Origin of the sequence: Moorena sp. SIO3E8 (genome assembly GCF_010692445.1) — a bacterium.
Lineage (GTDB): Bacteria > Cyanobacteriota > Cyanobacteriia > Cyanobacteriales > Coleofasciculaceae > Moorena > Moorena bouillonii.
The window spans coordinates 1-19484 of the sequence record NZ_JAAHHM010000119.1 but is presented as its reverse complement, the minus strand read 5'-3'; the positions used below and the strand labels follow the sequence as shown (position 1 = coordinate 19484).

At 42.2% G+C, this 19484-nt stretch carries 22 protein-coding genes and 1 pseudogene; 9 read left to right on the top strand and 14 right to left on the bottom strand.

Annotation, left to right across the window (positions count from 1 at the left end; all coding sequences use genetic code 11):
* Nucleotides 1-178: 178 nt before the first annotated feature.
* From F6K46_RS30815 to F6K46_RS30805, 3 genes are all read right to left on the bottom strand, one after another.
* A complete protein-coding gene (locus tag F6K46_RS30815; protein WP_158069577.1) occupies nucleotides 179-328 on the bottom strand; it encodes a hypothetical protein in 150 nt (49 codons plus the stop codon).
* Nucleotides 329-1209: 881 nt separating this feature from the next.
* Nucleotides 1210-1545: a hypothetical protein gene (locus F6K46_RS30810; protein ID WP_075899602.1), complete on the bottom strand. Its 336-nt coding sequence runs from the start codon at nucleotides 1543-1545 to the stop codon at nucleotides 1210-1212.
* 501 nt (nucleotides 1546-2046) lie between these two features.
* Entirely contained in the window at nucleotides 2047-2271 is a 225-nt protein-coding gene (locus tag F6K46_RS30805) for a hypothetical protein (protein ID WP_293064920.1), read from the bottom strand.
* Between the two features lie 61 nt (nucleotides 2272-2332).
* Here F6K46_RS30805 and F6K46_RS30800 point away from each other — a divergent pair, with 61 nt between their 5' ends.
* Complete coding sequence (locus F6K46_RS30800; RefSeq protein WP_293064917.1) at nucleotides 2333-2548, top strand: hypothetical protein; 216 nt, start codon at nucleotides 2333-2335, stop codon at nucleotides 2546-2548.
* Here the strand turns inward: F6K46_RS30800 and F6K46_RS30795 are convergent.
* Nucleotides 2521-4080 carry an ATP-binding protein gene (locus F6K46_RS30795; protein ID WP_293064914.1) on the bottom strand — a complete coding sequence of 520 codons (1560 nt, stop codon included), beginning with the start codon at nucleotides 4078-4080 and terminating at the stop codon, nucleotides 2521-2523. The genes F6K46_RS30800 and F6K46_RS30795 overlap by 28 nt on opposite strands.
* Before the next feature lie 729 nt (nucleotides 4081-4809).
* Here F6K46_RS30795 and F6K46_RS30790 point away from each other — a divergent pair.
* The 4 genes from F6K46_RS30790 to F6K46_RS30775 all read left to right on the top strand — a co-directional run bounded on the left by F6K46_RS30790 (nucleotide 4810) and on the right by F6K46_RS30775 (nucleotide 7817).
* Entirely contained in the window at nucleotides 4810-5871 is a 1062-nt protein-coding gene (locus F6K46_RS30790) for an ABC transporter substrate-binding protein (protein WP_293064911.1), read from the top strand.
* 38 nt (nucleotides 5872-5909) lie between these two features.
* Nucleotides 5910-6749, top strand: a complete 840-nt coding sequence (locus tag F6K46_RS30785) for an ABC transporter permease (RefSeq protein ID WP_293064908.1) — start codon at nucleotides 5910-5912, stop codon at nucleotides 6747-6749.
* A gap of 62 nt (nucleotides 6750-6811) precedes the next feature.
* A complete protein-coding gene (locus tag F6K46_RS30780) occupies nucleotides 6812-7030 on the top strand; it encodes a hypothetical protein (protein WP_293064906.1) in 219 nt (72 codons plus the stop codon).
* Nucleotides 7031-7046: 16 nt separating this feature from the next.
* Nucleotides 7047-7817 carry an ABC transporter ATP-binding protein gene (locus F6K46_RS30775; protein ID WP_293064903.1) on the top strand — a complete coding sequence of 257 codons (771 nt, stop codon included), beginning with the start codon at nucleotides 7047-7049 and terminating at the stop codon, nucleotides 7815-7817.
* Nucleotides 7818-7826: 9 nt separating this feature from the next.
* On the opposite strand, the gene F6K46_RS30770 is transcribed toward F6K46_RS30775, so the two are convergent.
* From F6K46_RS30770 to F6K46_RS30745, 6 genes are all read right to left on the bottom strand, one after another.
* Complete coding sequence (locus F6K46_RS30770; RefSeq protein WP_293064900.1) at nucleotides 7827-8195, bottom strand: hypothetical protein; 369 nt, start codon at nucleotides 8193-8195, stop codon at nucleotides 7827-7829.
* A 9-nt stretch (nucleotides 8196-8204) separates the two neighbouring features.
* Nucleotides 8205-8477: a hypothetical protein gene (locus F6K46_RS30765; RefSeq protein ID WP_293064897.1), complete on the bottom strand. Its 273-nt coding sequence runs from the start codon at nucleotides 8475-8477 to the stop codon at nucleotides 8205-8207.
* A 146-nt stretch (nucleotides 8478-8623) separates the two neighbouring features.
* Entirely contained in the window at nucleotides 8624-8788 is a 165-nt protein-coding gene (locus tag F6K46_RS30760; RefSeq protein ID WP_293064895.1) for a hypothetical protein, read from the bottom strand.
* On the bottom strand, nucleotides 8775-10853 hold the full coding sequence (locus tag F6K46_RS30755) for a dynamin family protein (RefSeq protein ID WP_293064893.1): 2079 nt from the start codon (nucleotides 10851-10853) through the stop codon (nucleotides 8775-8777). Before F6K46_RS30755 ends, F6K46_RS30760 begins: the two co-directional genes overlap by 14 nt.
* A 520-nt stretch (nucleotides 10854-11373) precedes the next feature.
* Entirely contained in the window at nucleotides 11374-13449 is a 2076-nt protein-coding gene (locus tag F6K46_RS30750; RefSeq protein ID WP_293064892.1) for a dynamin family protein, read from the bottom strand.
* A 359-nt stretch (nucleotides 13450-13808) separates the two neighbouring features.
* Nucleotides 13809-14129, bottom strand: a complete 321-nt coding sequence (locus F6K46_RS30745) for a hypothetical protein (RefSeq protein ID WP_293064890.1) — start codon at nucleotides 14127-14129, stop codon at nucleotides 13809-13811.
* Nucleotides 14130-14467: 338 nt separating this feature from the next.
* Between F6K46_RS30745 and rsmH the strand changes: the two genes are divergently transcribed.
* A complete protein-coding gene (gene rsmH, locus F6K46_RS30740; protein ID WP_293064889.1) occupies nucleotides 14468-15382 on the top strand; it encodes a 16S rRNA (cytosine(1402)-N(4))-methyltransferase RsmH in 915 nt (304 codons plus the stop codon).
* A gap of 5 nt (nucleotides 15383-15387) precedes the next feature.
* Here rsmH and F6K46_RS30735 read toward each other — a convergent pair whose 3' ends face one another.
* Complete coding sequence (locus F6K46_RS30735) at nucleotides 15388-16923, bottom strand: cytochrome P450 (protein ID WP_293064886.1); 1536 nt, start codon at nucleotides 16921-16923, stop codon at nucleotides 15388-15390.
* Between the two features lie 211 nt (nucleotides 16924-17134).
* Here F6K46_RS30735 and mraW point away from each other — a divergent pair.
* Nucleotides 17135-17323, top strand: a pseudogene (gene mraW / locus F6K46_RS30730) (16S rRNA (cytosine(1402)-N(4))-methyltransferase); the annotation flags it as partial.
* On the opposite strand, the gene F6K46_RS30725 reads toward mraW, so the two are convergent.
* Nucleotides 17297-17602, bottom strand: coding sequence for a hypothetical protein (locus F6K46_RS30725; protein ID WP_131827025.1), 306 nt, complete (start codon nucleotides 17600-17602; stop codon nucleotides 17297-17299). The pseudogene mraW and the gene F6K46_RS30725 sit on opposite strands and share 27 nt — an antisense overlap.
* A 25-nt stretch (nucleotides 17603-17627) precedes the next feature.
* Complete coding sequence (locus tag F6K46_RS30720; protein WP_293064877.1) at nucleotides 17628-17777, bottom strand: hypothetical protein; 150 nt, start codon at nucleotides 17775-17777, stop codon at nucleotides 17628-17630.
* A gap of 88 nt (nucleotides 17778-17865) precedes the next feature.
* Here F6K46_RS30720 and F6K46_RS30715 point away from each other — a divergent pair, with 88 nt between their 5' ends.
* Together F6K46_RS30715 and F6K46_RS30710 are read left to right on the top strand one after the other, a co-directional pair.
* Nucleotides 17866-18003: a hypothetical protein gene (locus tag F6K46_RS30715; protein WP_293064874.1), complete on the top strand. Its 138-nt coding sequence runs from the start codon at nucleotides 17866-17868 to the stop codon at nucleotides 18001-18003.
* Complete coding sequence (locus F6K46_RS30710) at nucleotides 17996-18643, top strand: AAA family ATPase (RefSeq protein ID WP_293064871.1); 648 nt, start codon at nucleotides 17996-17998, stop codon at nucleotides 18641-18643. Before F6K46_RS30715 ends, F6K46_RS30710 begins: the two co-directional genes overlap by 8 nt.
* Here the strand turns inward: F6K46_RS30710 and F6K46_RS30705 are convergent.
* Nucleotides 18616-19484 (bottom strand): transposase (locus F6K46_RS30705; RefSeq protein WP_293064869.1); only part of this gene is annotated, 869 nt, incomplete at its 5' end. The genes F6K46_RS30710 and F6K46_RS30705 overlap by 28 nt on opposite strands.

Below are 19484 nucleotides of genomic sequence, written 5' to 3'. Positions count from 1 at the left end.
ATTTTGCGACCGCAGTCTTGGGAAATCCCTGTTAGTTTAATAATGGCTCTCACCACTCCTCTCCCAATCCTTGCCTAAATCCTAGTCTCTATCACTGTTTCGACTACTTTTGCCTAATGGATAGCTTATCAAGGGGGACTTTGAGGTTGAAAAGCGTACCTCATAAATTCTAGAAACGCTATAAGTAAATGTGGCGTAGGGTGCGTGATAAGACGGGCTTGCCCTGATTTTCGGCGTTGCTGAATAATGGCATGATTTTAAGAGTTTTTAGGTGCCCTTGACCTTGGCGAATTAAATTCGCCACGGGTCGCACCTGTAGAATGGGCATCTTGCGTGGAAGCGATGCAGCGCGGTCTTGGGGGTTCCCCCCATGAGCGACTGCATCAAGACACTGGCATCTTGCCAGTTTCCTGCTTATGTTCGCGCGGGGAGGATGCCCACTAATCTCCTATTCATTACTTGACTGACGCAACGCCTGGATTCTCGTTGTTTTAACGACTAATTCTATAAAAATGATTCAAGGATGTGATTCTTCAAATCACATCCTTGGATCATTTCTATGAAGATCAATCGCTATGGAAGAGAAATAAAATCAGCGTACCAATTAAACCCTCTGAGAATTAGACCTGTCAAACCCTTGAAACCTTCCAATTACTGTACAAATTAACCATTAGTTAAATTGATAAGCGTGATCGTTTTAAAAAAACGATTTTGAGACGCTTACAGTGATTGAGTTTCAGCCTCAGAGTAAGTTTCTGTACACTTGCTATTCATGCTATGACAGGGGGACTACTCTCAAACAAAATAGGCAACGGTAGCGCTTGAGCTAAGAGGATATCTGAAAAGTTTTTTATACTGAATTTTGCCCCCCTAACCCCCCAACTTTGGGGGGAACAAGAGTCAATTTGCTTGTAAAAGTCCCCCAGAATTGGGGGACCCACGGGGGCTTGGATGTAGCAAATGAGACTTCTCAGACAACCTCTAACACTTATAGTTTGACCTGTCTGAGTAGTTTTAGGCTCGCAACGACTAAGGTCACCAACAAATACCTGCTGTGATACAGCTGATTTTGTATAATTTCCTGGTATGTTTTAGCTATCATTTTTGGTAGATAGGTCAGAGTTACTATATTTGACCTATCTTTTTTTTTATTCCTCTGCTGTATCCCTTGCTAAACAAGGGCTATAACCGCTATTTCTCCTAGTCAGTTTACTTCTTTTTTTCACCAAAAGCAATAAAGGTGAAAGGAGCACGTTTTAAATCCCCGTCTTCATTAGTAGTGTAGCAGTCAAAACTAGACACTGAAACATTAGATACTGAAACAGACAGGTTAGGCACGCTATATGTATTATTCTCATCCACATAAACTGAAGCGACTACTCCAGGCTTTTCGCGAAATTGTTTATCAGGATTAAATGTTATTGTGTAACACCCTGGATCACCTTTTGTAACAGTGAAGCCTTCACCCCACATTTTGCCGTTTTGATCAACACCACCGTAGATATGCTCGTGGTCATCACCAGAAACAGATTTAAAAGTTGCCATAACTAACTCCTGTGAGATTGACTGTTTACAAAGGGATTGTAGGAAAAAAGAAGTGATTACATTCTTTGGTTCCCCTACAGATAACTATCTTAGGATTTTTCACAGTTTTGAATCTCATAAAACTCATATAAAAGCTCATATAAAAGCTCATATAAAACCTCATACTACTTATCTCAAACCTCATACTACTTATCTCAAACCTCATAAAAGCTCATATAAAAGCTCATATAAAACCTCATACTACTTATCTCAAACCTCATACTACTCATCTCAAACCTCATAAAGTTCATATAAAACCTCATAAACCTCATATCAAACCTCATAAACCTCATCTCAAACCCTACATTCCCGTTCCTACTCAATCTCCCATAAGATTGTTGCAACAATTTGAGCGCTAATCACATTACCGTCAATTTGTCAAATCCTAAGTCCTCATACCTGCTGAAAGCCCGATAAAAAAAAATGACGGACTTCAGCAGGTAAACCCGTCAGCTACAACCCTCATGGTTGAGGGATTTTTTTCAAGGGCAAGACCTGTTTAGCCCCATATTTCACCCGAGCTGAAGCGAGGACGATTTTCCCCATCCAAATGCCAATACCTATACCAAAGGGAACAGGGAACAGGGAGTAGGGAGTAGCGATGCAGCGCGGTCTTGGGGAGCCAGTGCGGTCTTGGGGGTCTCCCCCACTCGCTATTGCCGTGGTTTCCCCCATGAGCGACTGCATCAAGACGGGAGTAGGGAAAAGAGAACAAAAATTCTCACAATTCATTTAGGATTGGTATACTATGCTTTCCCGGCTTGTTCACAAGTCGGGGATTGTTGTAATTTTGTTCATTTTCCGCAACCCCGACTCCCGACTCCCGACTCCCGACTCCCGACTCCCGACTCCCGACTCCCTATTCCCTATTCCCTGTTCCCTGTTCCCTGTTCCCCTTACTAAACAATCTCACCCAATTAAAAACTGCTACAATAATTACTCCAAATATGGTAAGACTACTTGAAACTTTGTTCCCACGCCAACTTCGCTGTCCAGGTTAATCTTACCCCGATGCAATTCAACACATTTTTTAGCAATAGCCAAACCTAATCCTGTTCCTTTTATAGCACCAACATTAGTGGCTCGATAGAAAGAGTCAAATACTCGTTGCTTTTCTTTTGCTGGAATACCAATCCCTGAATCCCGAATAGTTAAAATAGCTTCTTCTGGCTGACAAAATACGTCAAATTTAATGATGCCTCCTTGGGGAGAATATTTAACTGCATTAGATAGTATATTAGTCAAAATTTGTCCAACTAGCTGTTCATCTAAATTAACTTGACTAGAATTACTATGATTAGAAAAATTAATTTTATAGTCACTAGTTAAAGTAACCTGTAAATTAGTAATAATTTTTTTGCATAGTTTCTCTAGATTCAAGTATTCAGGATGACAATCAAGTTCCCCTGATTCAGTTTTATCTAGGAATATCACATTGCTCAGGAGTTGGTTCATGTGTTCAACCGCCCATCCAATTTGTTTAAAATGTTTCAGTTTTTTATCGTCTGACAGTTTCTCACTGTACTTAGCTAGTAATTCAGTAGAGGATTGAATCATCGTCAGTGGAGTACGAAACTCATGAGATATCGTACTAATAACCCGAGATTTAAGTTCACTCAGTTCTTTTTCCTGCTCTAGAGATTTGCGAATGATTTCTGAGCGACGTTCTCGTTCTTGGATATCCGCTTCCAATTTTATTTTCTCTTTTTCTAAAGCTTGAGCTTTTCTAAGTTCAGTGGTGTCTTGTAGCATACCAGAAAAACCGGTAACTACACCATCAATTATCAAGCTTGACTGAATATTAATCTCCCCCCAGCTGCACTTCCCTGTTTTGGTAACATATCTTATTTCATGTTTAAAGGAATCCTTTTCACCGTTGACTAGAGACTCCCAAAATTGTTGATAACGTTCCTGATCATCAGGATCAATAAATTTTAGACAATTTTTACCTAGACTTTCTTCTACAGTAAAGCCAGTGAAAGTAGTCCAGGCGGAATTGAGAAATATCCAGTGTCCAGTGGCATCGATTTGAAAAAACACTTCTTTAACACTTTCTACGACAGAACGATATTGTTTCTCCCTCTCCCGTAAGGTTTTTTCGGCTCGATTAGCTTCGATCAGACGACGGACACGCTGCCTTAGCACTGATGGTTGGATGGGTTTAGTTATATAATCCGTTGCTCCGACTTGAAATGCCCAATCAACGGAAGCTTGGTCATTAAGTCCAGTAATCATTAATACTGGTGTTGATTCATTTTTAAGTAGCTTTTGCATTTGGGAGCAACACATAAACCCATCCATCACTGGCATCATAGCATCCAGCAATACTATATCCGGTTTTAGCTCAGTATAAGCTGCCAGACACTGCTCGCCATCTCCTACATCTTCGACGTTATATCCCTCATTTTCCATAAGTTTACACAGCATTGTCCGGGTTGGGATATCATCATCTGCGACCAGGATTATAGGAGCATGGTTTTGTTCAGTATTCATCATAGTTAAGTTACTTAGTTTATACTGTTAATTTTAAATAGTTAATTTTTGTTAAAATTACGTTACTTTTTTTAAAGTTTTTTAGGTATAGATAATAAGTTTAATATATTTTTAATCAGATTTTTTAGACTAACTTACTAACCTAAAGTACTTGTAAATACCTTGATAAAACTTGCTATAGTTGTAAACCTTAGGACAGGAATTTTGCCTGCACGAGCATGATGCTAACAGGAAAAATTTATTTGACGAATCAAATCGGATGGTAGTTTGAGAAGGTTTAAAAGTCCCCTGCTTTATCTTCCTGGATCATCTCTAGTTGCTAAAACCGTATTTTTGGGGATTTTTTTGAGCTTGTAGTCAATTAAGATCTAGCAGAAATTACTCAAAGTGTTGACTATTTACTTTTGACTGTTAACTGTTGACTAGTAATAGTCAACTTAAGCCAATGCATAGCCCTACCCAAATTCTGGTAAGGCACACACCAAATTTCTTTCCTCTGGTCTGCTTCTTCCCACTCTTCCCCTCTAAGCCTAAAAAAAAAGAAGAGAGTCACTACTGCGGCTCTCTTAATCATCAGGGTGCATCTACTGATCTAAATATAGCACAAATAATGAGGGGTGCAACCCATCACCCCAAAAAACTAACAAAATGTTATTTTATATACCGTCTTCAGGGAAAAGTTAACTGGAAACGGATGGGTTAACCCATGTAACGGATATAACGGAAGATGATATGGTTCTACAAAGACTAAAGTTGTGGTCAAGGCGTCAAACTCTGCAATGGCTAATCTTCGCATCCAGCACCCTTATCCTGGAGGCATGTACTCCCTTACAGCAAGCATCTTCTGACAATGACTTGGGTGATTCTAAGCCTAGCCCATCGATGTCTTTCTCTCTAGGGGTGACCACTTGGATTGGTTTGACTCCTCTTTTGATTGCGCTCAAAAAAGGCTTCTTTGAAGAAATGGGGCTAAGGGTTGACCTGAAAACCTTTGGGTATAATCCGGATTATATCTCTGCCTTTTTAGCAGGAAAACTGGATGCTATTGCTCCTGTAACCTCTGAAGCAGTCTTATTGGCAACTAAGGGCAAAGACTATCGCATCGTTTTGGTAGAGGATAACTCCGTTGGTGGGGATGGCATCTTAGCCCGCAACAGTATTAGTAGCATTAAGGACTTTAAGGGCAAGAAGATTGCGGTTGAAAAAGGGGCAGTTAGCCATTTCTTTCTACTAAAAGTACTCACAGCAGTTGGGTTGAGTGAAGCTGATGTTACCTTGGTGAATGTGGATCCAGCGGGAGCAGCAGCAGCTTACCAGGTGGGGAATGTGGACATTGCTGTTACCTATGCACCATTCCTAAAACAGGCTAACTTGGCTCAACCTGATGGACGCATTATCTATGACTCGTCCCAAATACCAACAGCGATTACGGATGTTTATCTGTTTGCCACTGAGTATATCGAAGCCAACCCAGAGGCGCTGGAAGCCTTTGTCAAAGGGGTTTTCAAAGGACTAGCCTTTCTCAATCAACATCCATCGGAAGGGTTAGCGATCGCAGCTAAGGAGTTGAAAATTGAGCCGGATGCCCTAGCTGCTGATCTAAAAGGGATTAGTCTCCCAGACGCTCGTGCCAATCTGGAGATGCTAGGAAATAAGCAGAGTGATTCCTACTTACTGGAGCCCTTGATGGATGTGGCGAGGTTTTTGGCAAAGCAAGGCAAGATTGATACTATTCCTGATATGGAGCAATTCCTGGAACCCAAATTTGTTAAAGCCGCTTTAGAAACATTTTAGAGAAACATTAAGTAAATCTGCTGTCAGTTAAGACCCCTGTGCCACAACCTCTATCTTCTCCCCGCAAACGTTATCTACGACCATCTGTATTTTGGAGTATCCGTCAGGGCTTTCCTGGCTGGCTCAGTGTCCTGCTCACCATCATTGCTTTAGTCGTACCCCTGCTAGTTTGGATCTTCCTAAGCTATCAAGAATTAGTAGACCCAAGATTCTTGCCAAGTCCGATGGTTGTCCTGAAAGCTGGCTGGAAGATGTTGACAGAAGAGGAGTTACTGACTGATATTATCGCCAGTTTTACCCGTGTGCTAGTTGGTTTTCTGTTTGCGGCAGTGGTTGGTATTCCCATTGGCATTGCCATGGGGACATTTTACAGCATGGAGAGCCTGTTTGGTACGATTGTCGGTATTGTACGCTATATGCCAGTGGCAGCGTTTATGCCTCTAATTGTTCTGTGGGCAGGGTTAGGGGAAACCGCAAAGATCATAATTATTTTCTTGGGAATAGTGTTCTACAACGCGATAATGATTGCTGATGCTGTCAAGTTTATCCCTGATGAAATGCTGAATGTAGCTTACACCTTGGGGGCGAATCGGGTTGATGTATTATTTCGAGTGATTCTACCAGCAACTCTACCAAATATTATTGATACGATGCGGGTTAATGTTGCTGGTGCCTGGAATTTTCTGGTGATTGCAGAATTAATTGCTGCTGAAAATGGTTTGGGTTTCAAGATTATCTATTTTCAACGATTCCTAGAGACCGATAAAGTGCTCTTTTGTATTTTAGTGATTGGATTGATTGGGTTGATGCTGGATTTTGCGTTTAGGTTACTTTTCCGCTTAACTGTTCCTTGGTCGGAGCAATTTGTTGCACGTTAAACGTTGCCGGTTTAATAAGGTTGAATCAGCTTGAATGTTGAATGTTGAATGTTGAATGTTGAATGTTGAATGTTGTTCGCGTAGCGTGTCCTATTGGCCAAGTTTTAATAAGTTTAAGGTTTAGAGGGTTTTTCATAACTATCAGGTACAGAGGATTTTTTCCCTCTTACCTGCTCCCTGCTCCCTGCTCCCTGCTCCCTGCTCCCTGCTCCCTGCTCCCTGCTCCCTGCTCCCTAAAATACAATAATTTGTACCTTACCCAATTAAAAAGTACTAGATGAGATGCACCCTTTAAAAATGACCAATAATCACAATTTGCCTAAGCTACAGGTGTGTGATATTTCCAAAAGTTTTCGCCACCGACGGGAAGAATTGGTAGTGCTAAAGGATATCAATCTCGATCTTGAAGCCAATGAATTTGTCTGTATAGTTGGACCGTCTGGCTGCGGCAAATCAACCTTGCTCAACATTATCGCTGGACTAATTCCTCCTTCTAAAGGACATGTAAAGGTAGATGGTGAGGTGGTTTTAGGTCCTGGTCGGGATCGGGGCATGGTCTTTCAGAACTATACCCTATTTCCCTGGCTAACCATTGCTGATAATATCGGCTTTGGTCTGAGGTTACAACGATTGCCTAAGGGGGAATCCCAAGAACGGATTGCTTACTATTTGGATGTAATCGGTCTAAGCCGCTTTGCTAATGCCTACCCCAAACAGCTGTCAGGGGGGATGAAACAACGGGTTGCGATCGCACGAGCGTTGGCTAATGAACCGGAAGTGCTGTTGATGGATGAGCCCTTTGGAGCCTTAGATGCCCAAACTAAGGAGGAATTGCAGGAATTCTTCCTTCGACTTTGGGAGAAGACCCATATTACTGTTTTGATGATTACCCATGATGTAGAAGAAGCGGTGTTCTTATCCCAGGGTATCTATGTGATGGGAGCTCATCCCGGTTGTATCCGGGATACGATTATGATTGACTTACCGGCTGTTCGTACTCTGGATACAAAGCTAACGTTGGAATTTGTGGAATTGAAACGGCAGGTAATTCATGCTTTGCGCATTTGATCATGCTTATTAATTGGAGATAGTGGCTATTTTATTAACTCTTTTATAGTCTTTATTAAGATTAGAATAGTTGTCCAATTTCTCTCCAGAAAGCCAGGTTTTGACGATATCTACGACTTCTGCTGTAGCCTCGACTGTAATGCGAGCAACAGCGTTATCCCATTCCCTTTCATCCTGCCAGTCTTCTAAATCAATTGCTATTCCATCACCATCTGTGTCAATCCAAATGTGTCTTTCTGGATAATTTATGCTTTGGAAAGATAAAGTAGATAGACAGGCTTCAGCACGATTGGTTTCATAGGCTGTTGGGATGATATCCCCAATCATTTGCCTAAGAGTTTCGGTAATATCATCCTTTGGATCAGTTCTCAAAGTCATCAGGTTACCTCATTTCTTAAATTTTTCTCTGTTATCTGTCAGTAGCTTGCGAATGTTTATCCCTGCTACTCTTCCAGCTTTAAGAGCTTCTTCAACTGTCATGGTTTTTGCTTCGTCAGGAAGAACTTGGTTAATATTAGCTCTTCGGAATCTAGCAATATACTCTTGGACAGTGAGAGAGCGATTTTTGTAAAGCTGGCCAGTTATAGGTGAGTTGAGATTACCAAGTTTACATTGTTTAGCCCAATCCTCGAATTCTTTGTCTGGTTGTTCAACTGCCACTGGGCAAGGATTACTATATAAGTATACAATATTAATTATATAGCGGTTCAGCTCTTCCGTAAATCAAGATGCTAAATACTGCACTAAATATAGGATAGTAGTTGTTATGGTTTTTGCTTCTATTATCGATTACCCAAGACTAATTATTACTCTTGGGTAATCGATAGTATCACGTTAAGCGATCGCATTGTAAGCGAACAGCGATTAGCGCTACTTGAAATGCCAAAGGCCAACGGCTGACCACTGACCACTGACGGCTGACCGCTGACCGCTGATAGCTGAATGCTTACTAGAAGGTTAAGCGATCGCATTCACAAAATTCTGATAAGCGGTCTCAACCTTCTGGGCTTGGGAGGCTACATCAGCCTCTAACTGTTTCAAGCGAGCTAATTCTTGCTCCCGATTAATTTCATGAGATTCTTTTTGTTTCATTAAATTATCTAATTCCGCTTTGCGAGCTTTAATATCATCATCCATCCGCTCAGTTACTTCCTGCTCATACACATCAAAACATTCTTTGATAGCATCATAAATTGGTTGCCATTGCTCTTGTGCTACCTCAGGCAAATATTTCACCAACTCTTTTCTAGCTGCTTTCACCAATTCCTTACGAGCTTGATCGGCTTGCACGACTCCAACTCCTAATCCTAACAAGGCTAGATGCACTGGTCCGAGAAAAATCCCAGGAATAGAGCTAATGATGCCACCAATTGCCATAACTGTGATGAAATTCAGCACAATATTTTTCCAATCGAAACCAGCTCCAGCCATGGCAACTCCTGCTATATTACCCCTAGCTAAGGAAAATAATCCTGCTGCCCATTTTGCCCAAGCGGGAGCGTTATCTTCTGTGGTGTAGCTGCTGACAGGTCTTACGGTTTGTCCGGTTAACTTTTGATTAATTTTATCCGTTACTTTAGTATAGGAAGCACCGTAGGTTACCGCACTGTGAGATAGCTGTTCAAAGGCAGCATCCATCTCTTTTTCAGCCGTCTTACTCCACTCTGACAATTTATCATTAATATACCGTTCAAATGCCTGTCTCAACTCGGATTCAAAGGCTTCTCGTTTGCCTGTACTCAAGAAATCCATAAATCGGAGTTCAGGTTGATAGTGTAAAAAATCCGACTCAAAGGTATTGCCTAAATTGAAAACATAGGTACGAAAGGAATCTGCGATCGCTTTCGCTTTATTATCACGAACCGTTTTAATTTCATCCTTGAATTGCTCACCAATATCCTTGAGTTTATTAAATTCTGGTTCAACGGAATTAATCCGTTCCTTCAATTCATTTAAATCTTGCTCTAGCAAGGGGATGCGACGTTCAATAGCTTCATGAACATGGTTACTGCCTTGACGGGCTAAGGTTCTCGCTTGTCGTAATTCAGAAATGGCTCGTTCCTTAGTTAAAAATGTATTGAGTGCTCCCATAAACTCTGGAAACCCTGTGCCATCAAGAGACACATCTGGATTTTTAACTCGCTTGCGCAGGGCATTAATTGCTGAAATTTCAAACACTCGTTCATCATAGATATCATAGCCATCTACCTGACAATAGTCTGCCAAGTTAGCCTGAAATACTCGCCGCAGTCTATCTTCAGCTTCTTGTAATTCTTCTGTATCATCGGGGTCAATCAAACTTTCCCGAATCTGGTCCCAAGCATTAATTAGAAAGAAAACCGTTAATCCCCGGTCTTTTAGATAATTTTCTAGATAACGACGTTCCCCTAAAGTACAGGGTTGAGTTGCTCTGAGCACAAACAGGATAGCGTGACAATTATTAATGTAACCGAGGGATAACTCATTGCGCGCTTCCGTATCATTCAGTCCTGGACTATCTACAATTTCAATCCCTTTTTCTAGCAATGGTAAGGGATACTCCACCACGGCATGACTAACATTCGGAAACGCTAGCTTCTTCTGTTGTTCCAGTCGCTTTGCTTCAGCTGGGTCGATGGTATAGCGATGCTTAAAGGATTTAAAATCAATTTCTTCTGGTGCTGTGTCATCATTAAAGTACACTGTCACCTTCTTTTGAGCACCATAGCGTAAAACTGTCAGCAACGCTGTACAAGGATTGACATCACTGGGGAGTAAATTCTCACCAATTAAAGCATTGAGAAATGTACTTTTTCCCCGCTTCATATCCCCTAATACTAGTAGTCGGAATCGCCCCTGGTATAAATTTTTACTAGCTTTAGAAATATCTTCAATATCTCTATCCAAACCTAATTTACCGGAATTATTCTCCCCTGCGGATTCCGATTGTTCCAGTATGGCACTGATGTGACTCAAGTAACCAGCTATTTCACCACGCACCGTGGCAACTCGATCGAGATCATTGAGAAAATTTGTGGTTTCGATTTTAGCACTCATAGTTATATAGCGTTTGTATTTAGGTTGTTAACACACGTATTGTAAAAAAAGGCAATAGGCAATAGGCAATAGGCAATAGGGGCAAGATATCCGGAGTTTTATTGGACAATAAAAAAAGACCTTCTAGGTTTACATCTCAAATACAAACGCTATAGTATTTCTATTGGAGATGTAAAGATAGGGTTGATAGACAAAGGGAACAGGGAACAGGGAATAGGGAATAGGGAATAGTACTCAAGATATCGGAGGAGTTTTTGGTGTTATGCTAAATTAGCTTCATTATCTATTTAGAAATGCTATACTTTTAGTTTAGCTAATTAATGGTTTCAACACTCTCTACTCCCTACTCCCTAGGGGAGCATGTAAGTTTTTTTAATCCCTGATTTAGATCCCCCTAAATCCCCCTTAATAAGGGGGACTTTTGACTCTAATTCCCCCCTTTTTTAAGGGGGGTTAGGGGGGATCTATATACCTAATTATAAAGGTGATATGCTCCTACTCCCTCGGTGCGCTTGAATCGTTACATTGGAGCTGCTAGCAAGTAGCCATAAACGGATTCAATACCATTAACTTTAGACAAAACCTCAGCATCCAAACTTCTCAGACGCTTTAACTCAGTCTCGCGATTGACTTGATTAGACTCTTTTTGCTCTACCAAATTATCCAACTCATCCTTCCGGGATTTAATGTCATCATTTAATCGTTTAATCACCTGCCGTTCATAATCATCAAAACACTCGTTGACCGCATCATGAATTGGTTGCCATTGCTCCTCAGCCAACTGAGGCAAATAGTTTACCAACTCTTTCTTAGTAGCTTGAATTAATTCCTTGCGAGCTTGATCGGCTTGGAAAGCGCCAACCCCTAGACCCATCAGAGCCACACCTATTGGTCCTATAAATGTTGTTGTAAAAATCAATAAAAAGCCACTAATTCCCAAGACCGCAAACCAATTGACCAGAATATTTGTCCAATCAAACCCAGCACCAGCTAGAAACACACCAGCAACATTACCTGAAGCCAAGGATAAAAATCCCATCGCCCAACTGGCCCAGGTTGGTGAAGTTTCTGCTGAATCCATAGTGGTATTGGGGTAAACTTTTTTACCAATTAACTTTTCAGTCATGGTATCGGCTATCTTACCATAGATTGCACCATAATTAGCGGCACTCCTAGCTAGTTCTAAAAAGGCTTGACTTATTTTTTGCTCAGCGGTGACTTCCCAATCCGAAATCTTTTCGTTCATGTACCGTTCAAAGGCTCGCTTAAATGCTGCATTAAACTCATCCCGTTTCCCCTGTCGCAGGAAATCCAGAAAGCCTAAATCTGGCTGATAGCGGACAAAGTCTGATTCAAAGGTATTACCTAAATTCAAAATATAGTCCCGAAAGGAATTAGCTACAGCTTTTGCTGTACGGTTACGGGTAATTCGGATTTCTTCCTGAAATTGATCACGAATTTCGGTCAGTTTCTCAAATTCCGGTGCGACTTCGTTAATCTGCTGTTTCAACTGATTAACATCCTGATCCAACAATGGAATCCGCCGTTCAATTGCTTCATGGACATGGTTATAGACTTGCTGAGCTAGGATTTTAGCTTGGCGCATTTCTGCGATCGCACGTTCTTTGGTTAAAAATGAATTAAGTGCTGCCATCAATTCAGGAAATCCCGTTCCTTCAAGAGAATCCTCGGAATTTTTAACCCGCCGACGCAATGCCATCAATGAAGAAATTTCAAAGACTCGTTTCTCATAAGTCTGTGCCTCTACCTGAAAATAATCCATCAGGTTAGCTTGGAAGACTTGACGGAGTTTTTCCTCAGCTGCTGCTAGTTCTTCCGAGTCTTCTGGGTCAATCAATCCCTTACGAATCTCATCCCAAGCATTAATTAAAAAGAAAACTGTTAATCCCCGACCTTTAAGATAATTTTCGATATAACGACGTTCTTCTAGAGTACAGGGCTGAGTTGCTTTGAGTACAAACAGGATAGCGTGACAATTATTAATGTAACTGAGGGATAACTGATTGCGTGCTTCCGTATCATTTAGTCCTGGACTATCTACAATTTCAATCCCTTTTTCTAGCAACGGTAAGGGATACTCCACCACGGCATGACTAACATTAGGAAAAGCTAGCTTTTGCTCTTGTTCTAGTCGCTTCGCTTGGTCTGGGTCGATGGTATAGCGCTGCTTAAAATTTTCTAAATCAATTTCTTCGGGTAGTGTCTCATCATTAAAGTACACTGTAACTTTCTTTTGAGCACCATAGCGTAAAACCGTCAGCAAAGCTGTACAAGGATTGACATCACTGGGCAGTAAGTTCTCACCAATTAAAGCATTGAGAAATGTACTTTTTCCCCGCTTCATATCCCCTAAAACTAGTAGTCGGAATCGCCCCTGCTGTAAATTTTTACTGACTTTATAGATATCTTCAATATCTCTATCTAAGCCTAATTTACCGGAATTATTCTCCCCTGCGGATTCCGATTGCTCAAGAGTGTTCTTGATTTGATTTAAATTAGTGGCGATTTCAGCACGAACTCTGGCAACGCGATCGAGATCATGGAGAAAATTTGTGGTTTCCATTTTAGTACTCATCTTTAGTTTGGTATTAGCTAATTAATGGTTTTAAAGGGAACAGGGAATAGGGAATAGGGAACAGGGAACAGGGAACAGGGAACAGGGAGTAGGGAGTAGGGAACAGGGAGTAGGGAGTAGGGAGTAGGGAGTAGGGAGTAGGGAGTAGGGAGTAGGGAGTAGGGAACAGGGAACAGGGATTAGGGATTAGTAGGAAAAAAATGTAGTTTTTTGTGTTATTAAAGTTTCCTAATATAGTTAGGGTTTATATATGATTAACCAACTATTTATCATGGCACCCTTTAATTATTTAATGTGAATTTATTATGTCTTTACTGGTAATTTATAATTTTTACCTTATTGCCTTTTGTTTTGTTTATTCAATCATCATCTTTCCAGAAAATTTCGTATCCTAACCAGGCAAGTCCTCCAACGATCATGACGATAGCAAGCCAATAAGCAATTCTAATGGTTATAACAACAGCAATGACAACGGCCAAGAATTTTCCAAATCTAGCTAGCTTTCTGCCCCACTTTTTTAGTTTACCTTCAGTTTTTTGATGCTTCTGGGTTTGATGAAATTGTTGTTCTTCTTTATAAATTTCCGTTTCGATTTCCCGGAGTCGAAGGTCTCGCTCCCGTTGCTGTAGTTCTCGTTCTCGAAGCTCAAAGTCTTTAGATTTTTGTTCTTTGGAATTCATCAGATTTTCCTTAGTTGACTGCAAATTTACTGCTTGACTGACAAATCTAGTCTGATGCTTCTGTAATGGCTTGACAGTACCCACAGGGGTAGTTTTATGATTAGTCTTTAGCTACTATAGCAATTCTAAATTGAGTCAATATAGCTCATAAGTATGATCAAGGCTATAGTTTTTACGAAAACCTCCTTTCACTATAGTGCTGAGTAAGACTTGTGACTGTTTACAACTAGAGAGGTTACAGTTAATAGGTTACAGTTATAGAGTGCCCGGACAATCTGGTCTGATTAACAGCAGAAGGTCTAATCTCCTCAGGACTTACTTAGGATTTCTTGAATCACATGGAAACTGAACCATTACAGGCCAATACAACACCCTTTTTCCATGTGTCCGTATTGAGTCAGGAATTAATTGAGGGACTAGCTATCTGCCCTGGTGGTCATTACTTGGATGCAACTGTGGGTGGTGGTGGACACACTAAGTTAATTTTAGCAGCAGCACCGGATGTGGAGGTTACAGCTATTGACCGGGATGCTAATGCGATCGCAGCCGCCAAGACCAGGTTAGCCAGTTATGGCGGACGACTTCACTTCTGGCATGGAAATTTTGCAGAATATCAGGCTAATGATAGGGTATTTGATGGTATTATCGCGGATTTAGGCGTCAGTTCAGCTCAGCTAGATTTACCAGAGCGAGGCTTTAGTTTTCGCCATGCTGCTCAGTTAGATATGCGGATGGACCAGAGCCAGTCTCTGACGGCAAAGGATATTATTAATAATTGGAGTGAAGTACGGCTAGCGGATGTTTTTTATAAGTATGGGGAAGAACGGTTATCCCGGCGGATGGCACGCCGGATTGTAGAGAAGCGTCCGTTTCAGACAACCACTGAATTAGCCAATGCGATCGCATCTTGTGTTCCCCCTAAATACCGCTATGGCAGAATTCACCCAGCGACTCGGGTGTTTCAAGCCCTACGGATTGTGGTCAACCAGGAACTTGAGAGCCTCGAAACCTTTCTCGACATTGCCCCCCATTGGCTGAAACCAGGAGGAAGACTTGGAATTATCAGTTTTCACAGCTTGGAAGACCGGATTGTTAAGCACAAATTCCGGGAGTTGTCAACGAATTGCTCACTATTGCGAGTGGTAACCAAAAAGCCAACTGTAGCAGAAGCTGAAGAAATCCAGCATAATCCTCGTGCTCGCTCTGCTAAACTCAGATTCGCAGAGCGACTAGAGCTGAGCATTCAAGACTAACAAGTCTAAGCTATGGATTTAGTTCTCGAAACAAAACGAATCGGCATGCGATCGCGGGGAAATACTGTCAAATACTGATTAACATCTTCTAGAGAATCTCGGCCATTTACGAGTTCCCAGTTAAAATGACGGAGGAGTAAAGACAACATCACCGTTGCTTCTAAAAGTGCTAGAGATGCGCCTAAACAAAAATGAGATCCTCGGGAAAATCCAAACAGGAGGGGGAGTGGCTGTTGGTCACTTTCCTTTTGCAGCCATCGTTCTGGACGAAATTCTTCCGGTTTTGGAAACATCTCAGGATCCTGTCCCGCAGCCCAGAAAAAAGGTTCGACGCCTACATTTTTTGGCATCTTGACCCCATCCAATTCTGTCTCTTGGGTCGTGACTAGGGGGATTCCGGTGGCCACTGGATGGAGTCGTAATGTTTCCTTGACCACAGCTTCTATATAGTCTAAATGTTTCAAAGTAGAAAGATTTAGCTCCCCTTCCTTCTCCCAGGCTTCATCCACAACCTGTTGTGCGGCCTGAAAGACTCCAGGATTAAGCCCCAATTCGCCGACTGCAAAGGACATGGTATGAGCCGTAGTGTCATGACCTGCAAAGATCAAGGCTCGGGTCTCGGCCATCAGGGAGTCTTGGTCATGCTGGGGGTTTTTAGCAAATTGAACCAACATCGAATCCCGAAATGACGAACTGACTGATGGGGATTGGGCCTCAGAAGCCCTGGCCACTTGCAACGCCATCGCGACCCGAGCTTTTAAATTCTGTTGTAAATAATCTTGAGCCTGTCGGTATTCTCGGCCTTCTGAGGTAGGGAGAAACTTAAACCATCGACTGCGACCTGCGGTCTGCAAAAGTACATGTTTTTCGAGGACTGCAAGAGCTGCATACAGGCGCTTGGCATCGAAGGGGGGTTCCCCTGGAAAGTTTGAGGTTTTATCAAAGGTAACACCTAGGAAAAAGTAGGCAATGATATTCATGGTCAAGTCCACAAATAAGGGATCAACTTGAACCTCTTTGCCTGTTTGAGCCGAGCTTTGAAGTTGTGTGATGACTTGCTGACACCCCTCACGGATGAGATCGAACTTTTGAGTGAATTGACTGGCTCGGAAAGCTGGTGCTGCGGTTTGGCGACGCCACTTCCAGGCTTCACCAACCTGGTTTCCGAGATGTACGCCAAACACATCTTTGTAGGCGTGATAAAAGGATGGACTGCGAGTAAATATCCCCTGAGTTTGCCCCTCTGTCAAAATGCTTTCAATCAGTTGGGGCTTTGCCACTATCACCATCGGTCTGGTGAAGATCCGTAGCAAAATCATGGAGCCGTATTGCTGCATCCATCGAAAGATTGTCAGAGAATAGGTTCCTTGTTTTGCAGCGGCAAGAAGTTCAATGGCGTTACCTGTAAGCCATTTCCCCTTGGGTGATGGCAGAGCATATATCGAGCTCAAAGCTAGCTGGCGTTGTTGCCAACGCCACAGGAGAAGGCTGATCCCTGTTCCTACAAGAAAAGCTAAAATTGTCCATGAATGCTCGAACATGCTCAACATTCTCCTGACTTTAACACTGCTAGCTAAATTCTACTACCAACCAAAGTCCCTCATATTCAGACAACCACTGAGTTAGAGAATGCGATTGGCCTTGGCCTTTGGGCCACGCTACGCGAATGGCCACGCTACGCGATTGGCCTTGGCCTTTGGGCCACGCTACGCGAATGGCCACGCTACGCGAACGCATCTTATGTTCCCCCTAAATTTGGAAGACCGGATTGTTAAGCACCAATTCCGATATTTGTCAAATAATTGCTCACTATTGCGAGTGCTAACTAAAAAGCCAACTGTAGCACAAGCTGACGAAATCCAGCATAACCCTCGTGCTCGCTCCGCAGCACTCAACACTGACCCACTTAGGGCTCTAGTCTCGGGATGGGGCTGGTGCTAACAATCCAGCCAAGGAACCCAAAGAACCAGTCCCAATCCCCACCAGGATATCAGGAACATCCTTACCCGCCACAGCTAGTCCGATTGCACCTGTAACAGTTACCAGCATGGTACCGCCCAAAGCAGTGACCACAATCCGGTAAATCCAACGGTCTGTTTCTAGAGGTGGACCAAGTCTACGGATAGTTTCCACTGGGTCTCTCTTGATTTCTTCCGCAAGTTCTGGATCTTTAGATACCCGTTCTACTAGTTCATTCATTGATTTAACTGGTTTCATCATAGTGAGTTTTTTGTGAATCTAAAACTTAATACAGCTCGATTGCTCTGAATTCCTGATGTTTAGGGATTACACTTCGTAGGAGTTGTGGGGAATCGGGAATCGGGAATCCGGAATCGGGGAGAAGAATTGAGGCAAACAGTATGATAAAAGCGATCCAGCCACCTAGCGTTGTCATCCGATTACACCATCTTTGAACTCTGTCCAGTTAAACTACTACTGATACTAAAGATCTCGCACGAGTACAAAAAAACTTAATAACGGACGTGATAACAATCAATTTCAGTACTGAAAGCGTCAAATCTTATCACTTCTCCCTGCTCCCTACTCCCTACTCCCTACTCCCTACTCCCTATTCCCTATTCCCTATTCCCTATTCCCTATTCCCTTCCCTCTATGACTGATTTACTGGAAAACCTCTACAATGCCTTTGACCCCTCCCAACCGTTACCCGCAGGAGACCCGGTTTATGTCGATTGTCGGGAAGTGCGGGGGGATGGAGAGATCCAGGTGGATTTAGGGAAAGAGATGTTGCTTTCTAAGCGAGAGACCTATCATTTATATGGAGGTCATCGGGGGGCAGGAAAATCTACGGAATTGTTCCGATTGAAGCAATATTTGGAACAAAATAACTTCTATGTGGTGTATTTTGCCGCAGATGAAGAAGATGTGGACTCCGAAGATACTCAATATACCGATATTCTGCTGGCCTGTACTCGCCATTTACTCGAAGACCTCAAGGATAGTGCTAATCCCAAGCCGTTGCTGAACTGGCTCGAAAGCCGCTGGCAAGAGTTAAAAGATTTGGCTTTGACTGAATTAGCATTTGATGGACTAAGTGCAGAAGCAAAAATTTCTCAGTATGGCAAGCTAACGGCTAATTTAAGAGCTGTACCAACATTGCGTCAACAGATTCGACAGAAAATTAATCCCCACACGGTTACTCTACTAAAGGCGTTGAATCAATTTATTACAGAAGCCAAACAGAACTTACCAGCTGGATGTAGTGACAGCTCCTACACCGACCTTTCAGGTTCGGTGTAGGCTTCCCAGCCAATCCGGGCATCCCTTAGGAGGCGCTGGGCTTTAAGAACGGACTGCCCTTCCGCTCTATTTTTTATATTTATTGCTGCATTGTGGTCTCTGTCCAAACTACAACCGCAGTGAGGACAATCGTGCCAACGGACATGCAGCTTTTTGGAAACTTTTTTGCCGCAATTGGAGCAATTCTGTGAAGTATTCTGAGCACTTACCGAAATCGCCAACAAGCCAGCATTTAAGGCTTTGCTTGCCAGGATTGTCAGAAAGCTAGACCACCCAGCGTCCAATACAGATTTAGCCAATCGGGATTTAGCCAGTCCCTTAACATTTAACTTTTCGTGAGCGACTACATCATATTTTGACAGCAAATAATTGGCTGTTTTAAAGTGAAAATCTTTTCGCTTATCGGCGACCTTCTTGTGTTGCTTTCCAAGTTGTTTGATAGCTTTCAGTCTATTGTTACTTCCTTTTTTCCGTCGAGATACCCGTTTTTGAATAACTTTTAATCTTTTTTGGGCTTTTCGATAATACTGGGGAATATCAATGGTTTCTGCTTCCGAAGTGGTTAAAAACTCCTTAAGGCCAACGTCAATCCCAACTATTGAATTAGGGTTGATATCAGGCTTAAATTCAGGCACTGTTTTGTCTTCTAGAGACAGAACCAAGTAGTAGCCATCACATTTCTTGGTAATAGATGAAGTTTTAATTTTGAATCCGTCAGGAATAGGGCGATGTAGTACAACCTTGACCTTACCTATTTTTGGGAGGCTGATCAGATTGCCTTCTAGGCACCCTTCTTTCATTTGAGGGTAAGTAAACGTACGGTAGCGGTGATATTTTTTGA

Excerpts from the sequence above, each read along its gene's own strand:
- F6K46_RS30770 (WP_293064900.1), bottom strand. The coding sequence starts at position 8,195 with ATGACTTTGAGAACTGATCCAAAGGATGATATTACCGAAACTCTTAGG.
- F6K46_RS30735 (WP_293064886.1), bottom strand. The coding sequence starts at position 16,923 with ATGTTCGAGCATTCATGGACAATTTTAGCTTTTCTTGTAGGAACAGGG.
- F6K46_RS30710 (WP_293064871.1), top strand. The coding sequence starts at position 17,996 with ATGACTGATTTACTGGAAAACCTCTACAATGCCTTTGACCCCTCCCAA.
- F6K46_RS30815 (WP_158069577.1), bottom strand. The coding sequence starts at position 328 with ATGCCCATTCTACAGGTGCGACCCGTGGCGAATTTAATTCGCCAAGGT.
- F6K46_RS30745 (WP_293064890.1), bottom strand. The coding sequence starts at position 14,129 with ATGAATTCCAAAGAACAAAAATCTAAAGACTTTGAGCTTCGAGAACGA.
- F6K46_RS30810 (WP_075899602.1), bottom strand. The coding sequence starts at position 1,545 with ATGGCAACTTTTAAATCTGTTTCTGGTGATGACCACGAGCATATCTAC.
- F6K46_RS30805 (WP_293064920.1), bottom strand. The coding sequence starts at position 2,271 with ATGCAGTCGCTCATGGGGGAAACCACGGCAATAGCGAGTGGGGGAGAC.
- F6K46_RS30750 (WP_293064892.1), bottom strand. The coding sequence starts at position 13,449 with ATGAGTACTAAAATGGAAACCACAAATTTTCTCCATGATCTCGATCGC.
- rsmH (WP_293064889.1), top strand. The coding sequence starts at position 14,468 with ATGGAAACTGAACCATTACAGGCCAATACAACACCCTTTTTCCATGTG.
- F6K46_RS30725 (WP_131827025.1), bottom strand. The coding sequence starts at position 17,602 with ATGATGAAACCAGTTAAATCAATGAATGAACTAGTAGAACGGGTATCT.
- F6K46_RS30790 (WP_293064911.1), top strand. The coding sequence starts at position 4,810 with ATGGTTCTACAAAGACTAAAGTTGTGGTCAAGGCGTCAAACTCTGCAA.
- F6K46_RS30755 (WP_293064893.1), bottom strand. The coding sequence starts at position 10,853 with ATGAGTGCTAAAATCGAAACCACAAATTTTCTCAATGATCTCGATCGA.
- F6K46_RS30800 (WP_293064917.1), top strand. The coding sequence starts at position 2,333 with ATGCTTTCCCGGCTTGTTCACAAGTCGGGGATTGTTGTAATTTTGTTC.
- F6K46_RS30775 (WP_293064903.1), top strand. The coding sequence starts at position 7,047 with ATGACCAATAATCACAATTTGCCTAAGCTACAGGTGTGTGATATTTCC.
- F6K46_RS30760 (WP_293064895.1), bottom strand. The coding sequence starts at position 8,788 with ATGCGATCGCTTAACCTTCTAGTAAGCATTCAGCTATCAGCGGTCAGC.
- F6K46_RS30720 (WP_293064877.1), bottom strand. The coding sequence starts at position 17,777 with ATGACAACGCTAGGTGGCTGGATCGCTTTTATCATACTGTTTGCCTCA.
- F6K46_RS30795 (WP_293064914.1), bottom strand. The coding sequence starts at position 4,080 with ATGATGAATACTGAACAAAACCATGCTCCTATAATCCTGGTCGCAGAT.
- F6K46_RS30780 (WP_293064906.1), top strand. The coding sequence starts at position 6,812 with ATGTTGAATGTTGTTCGCGTAGCGTGTCCTATTGGCCAAGTTTTAATA.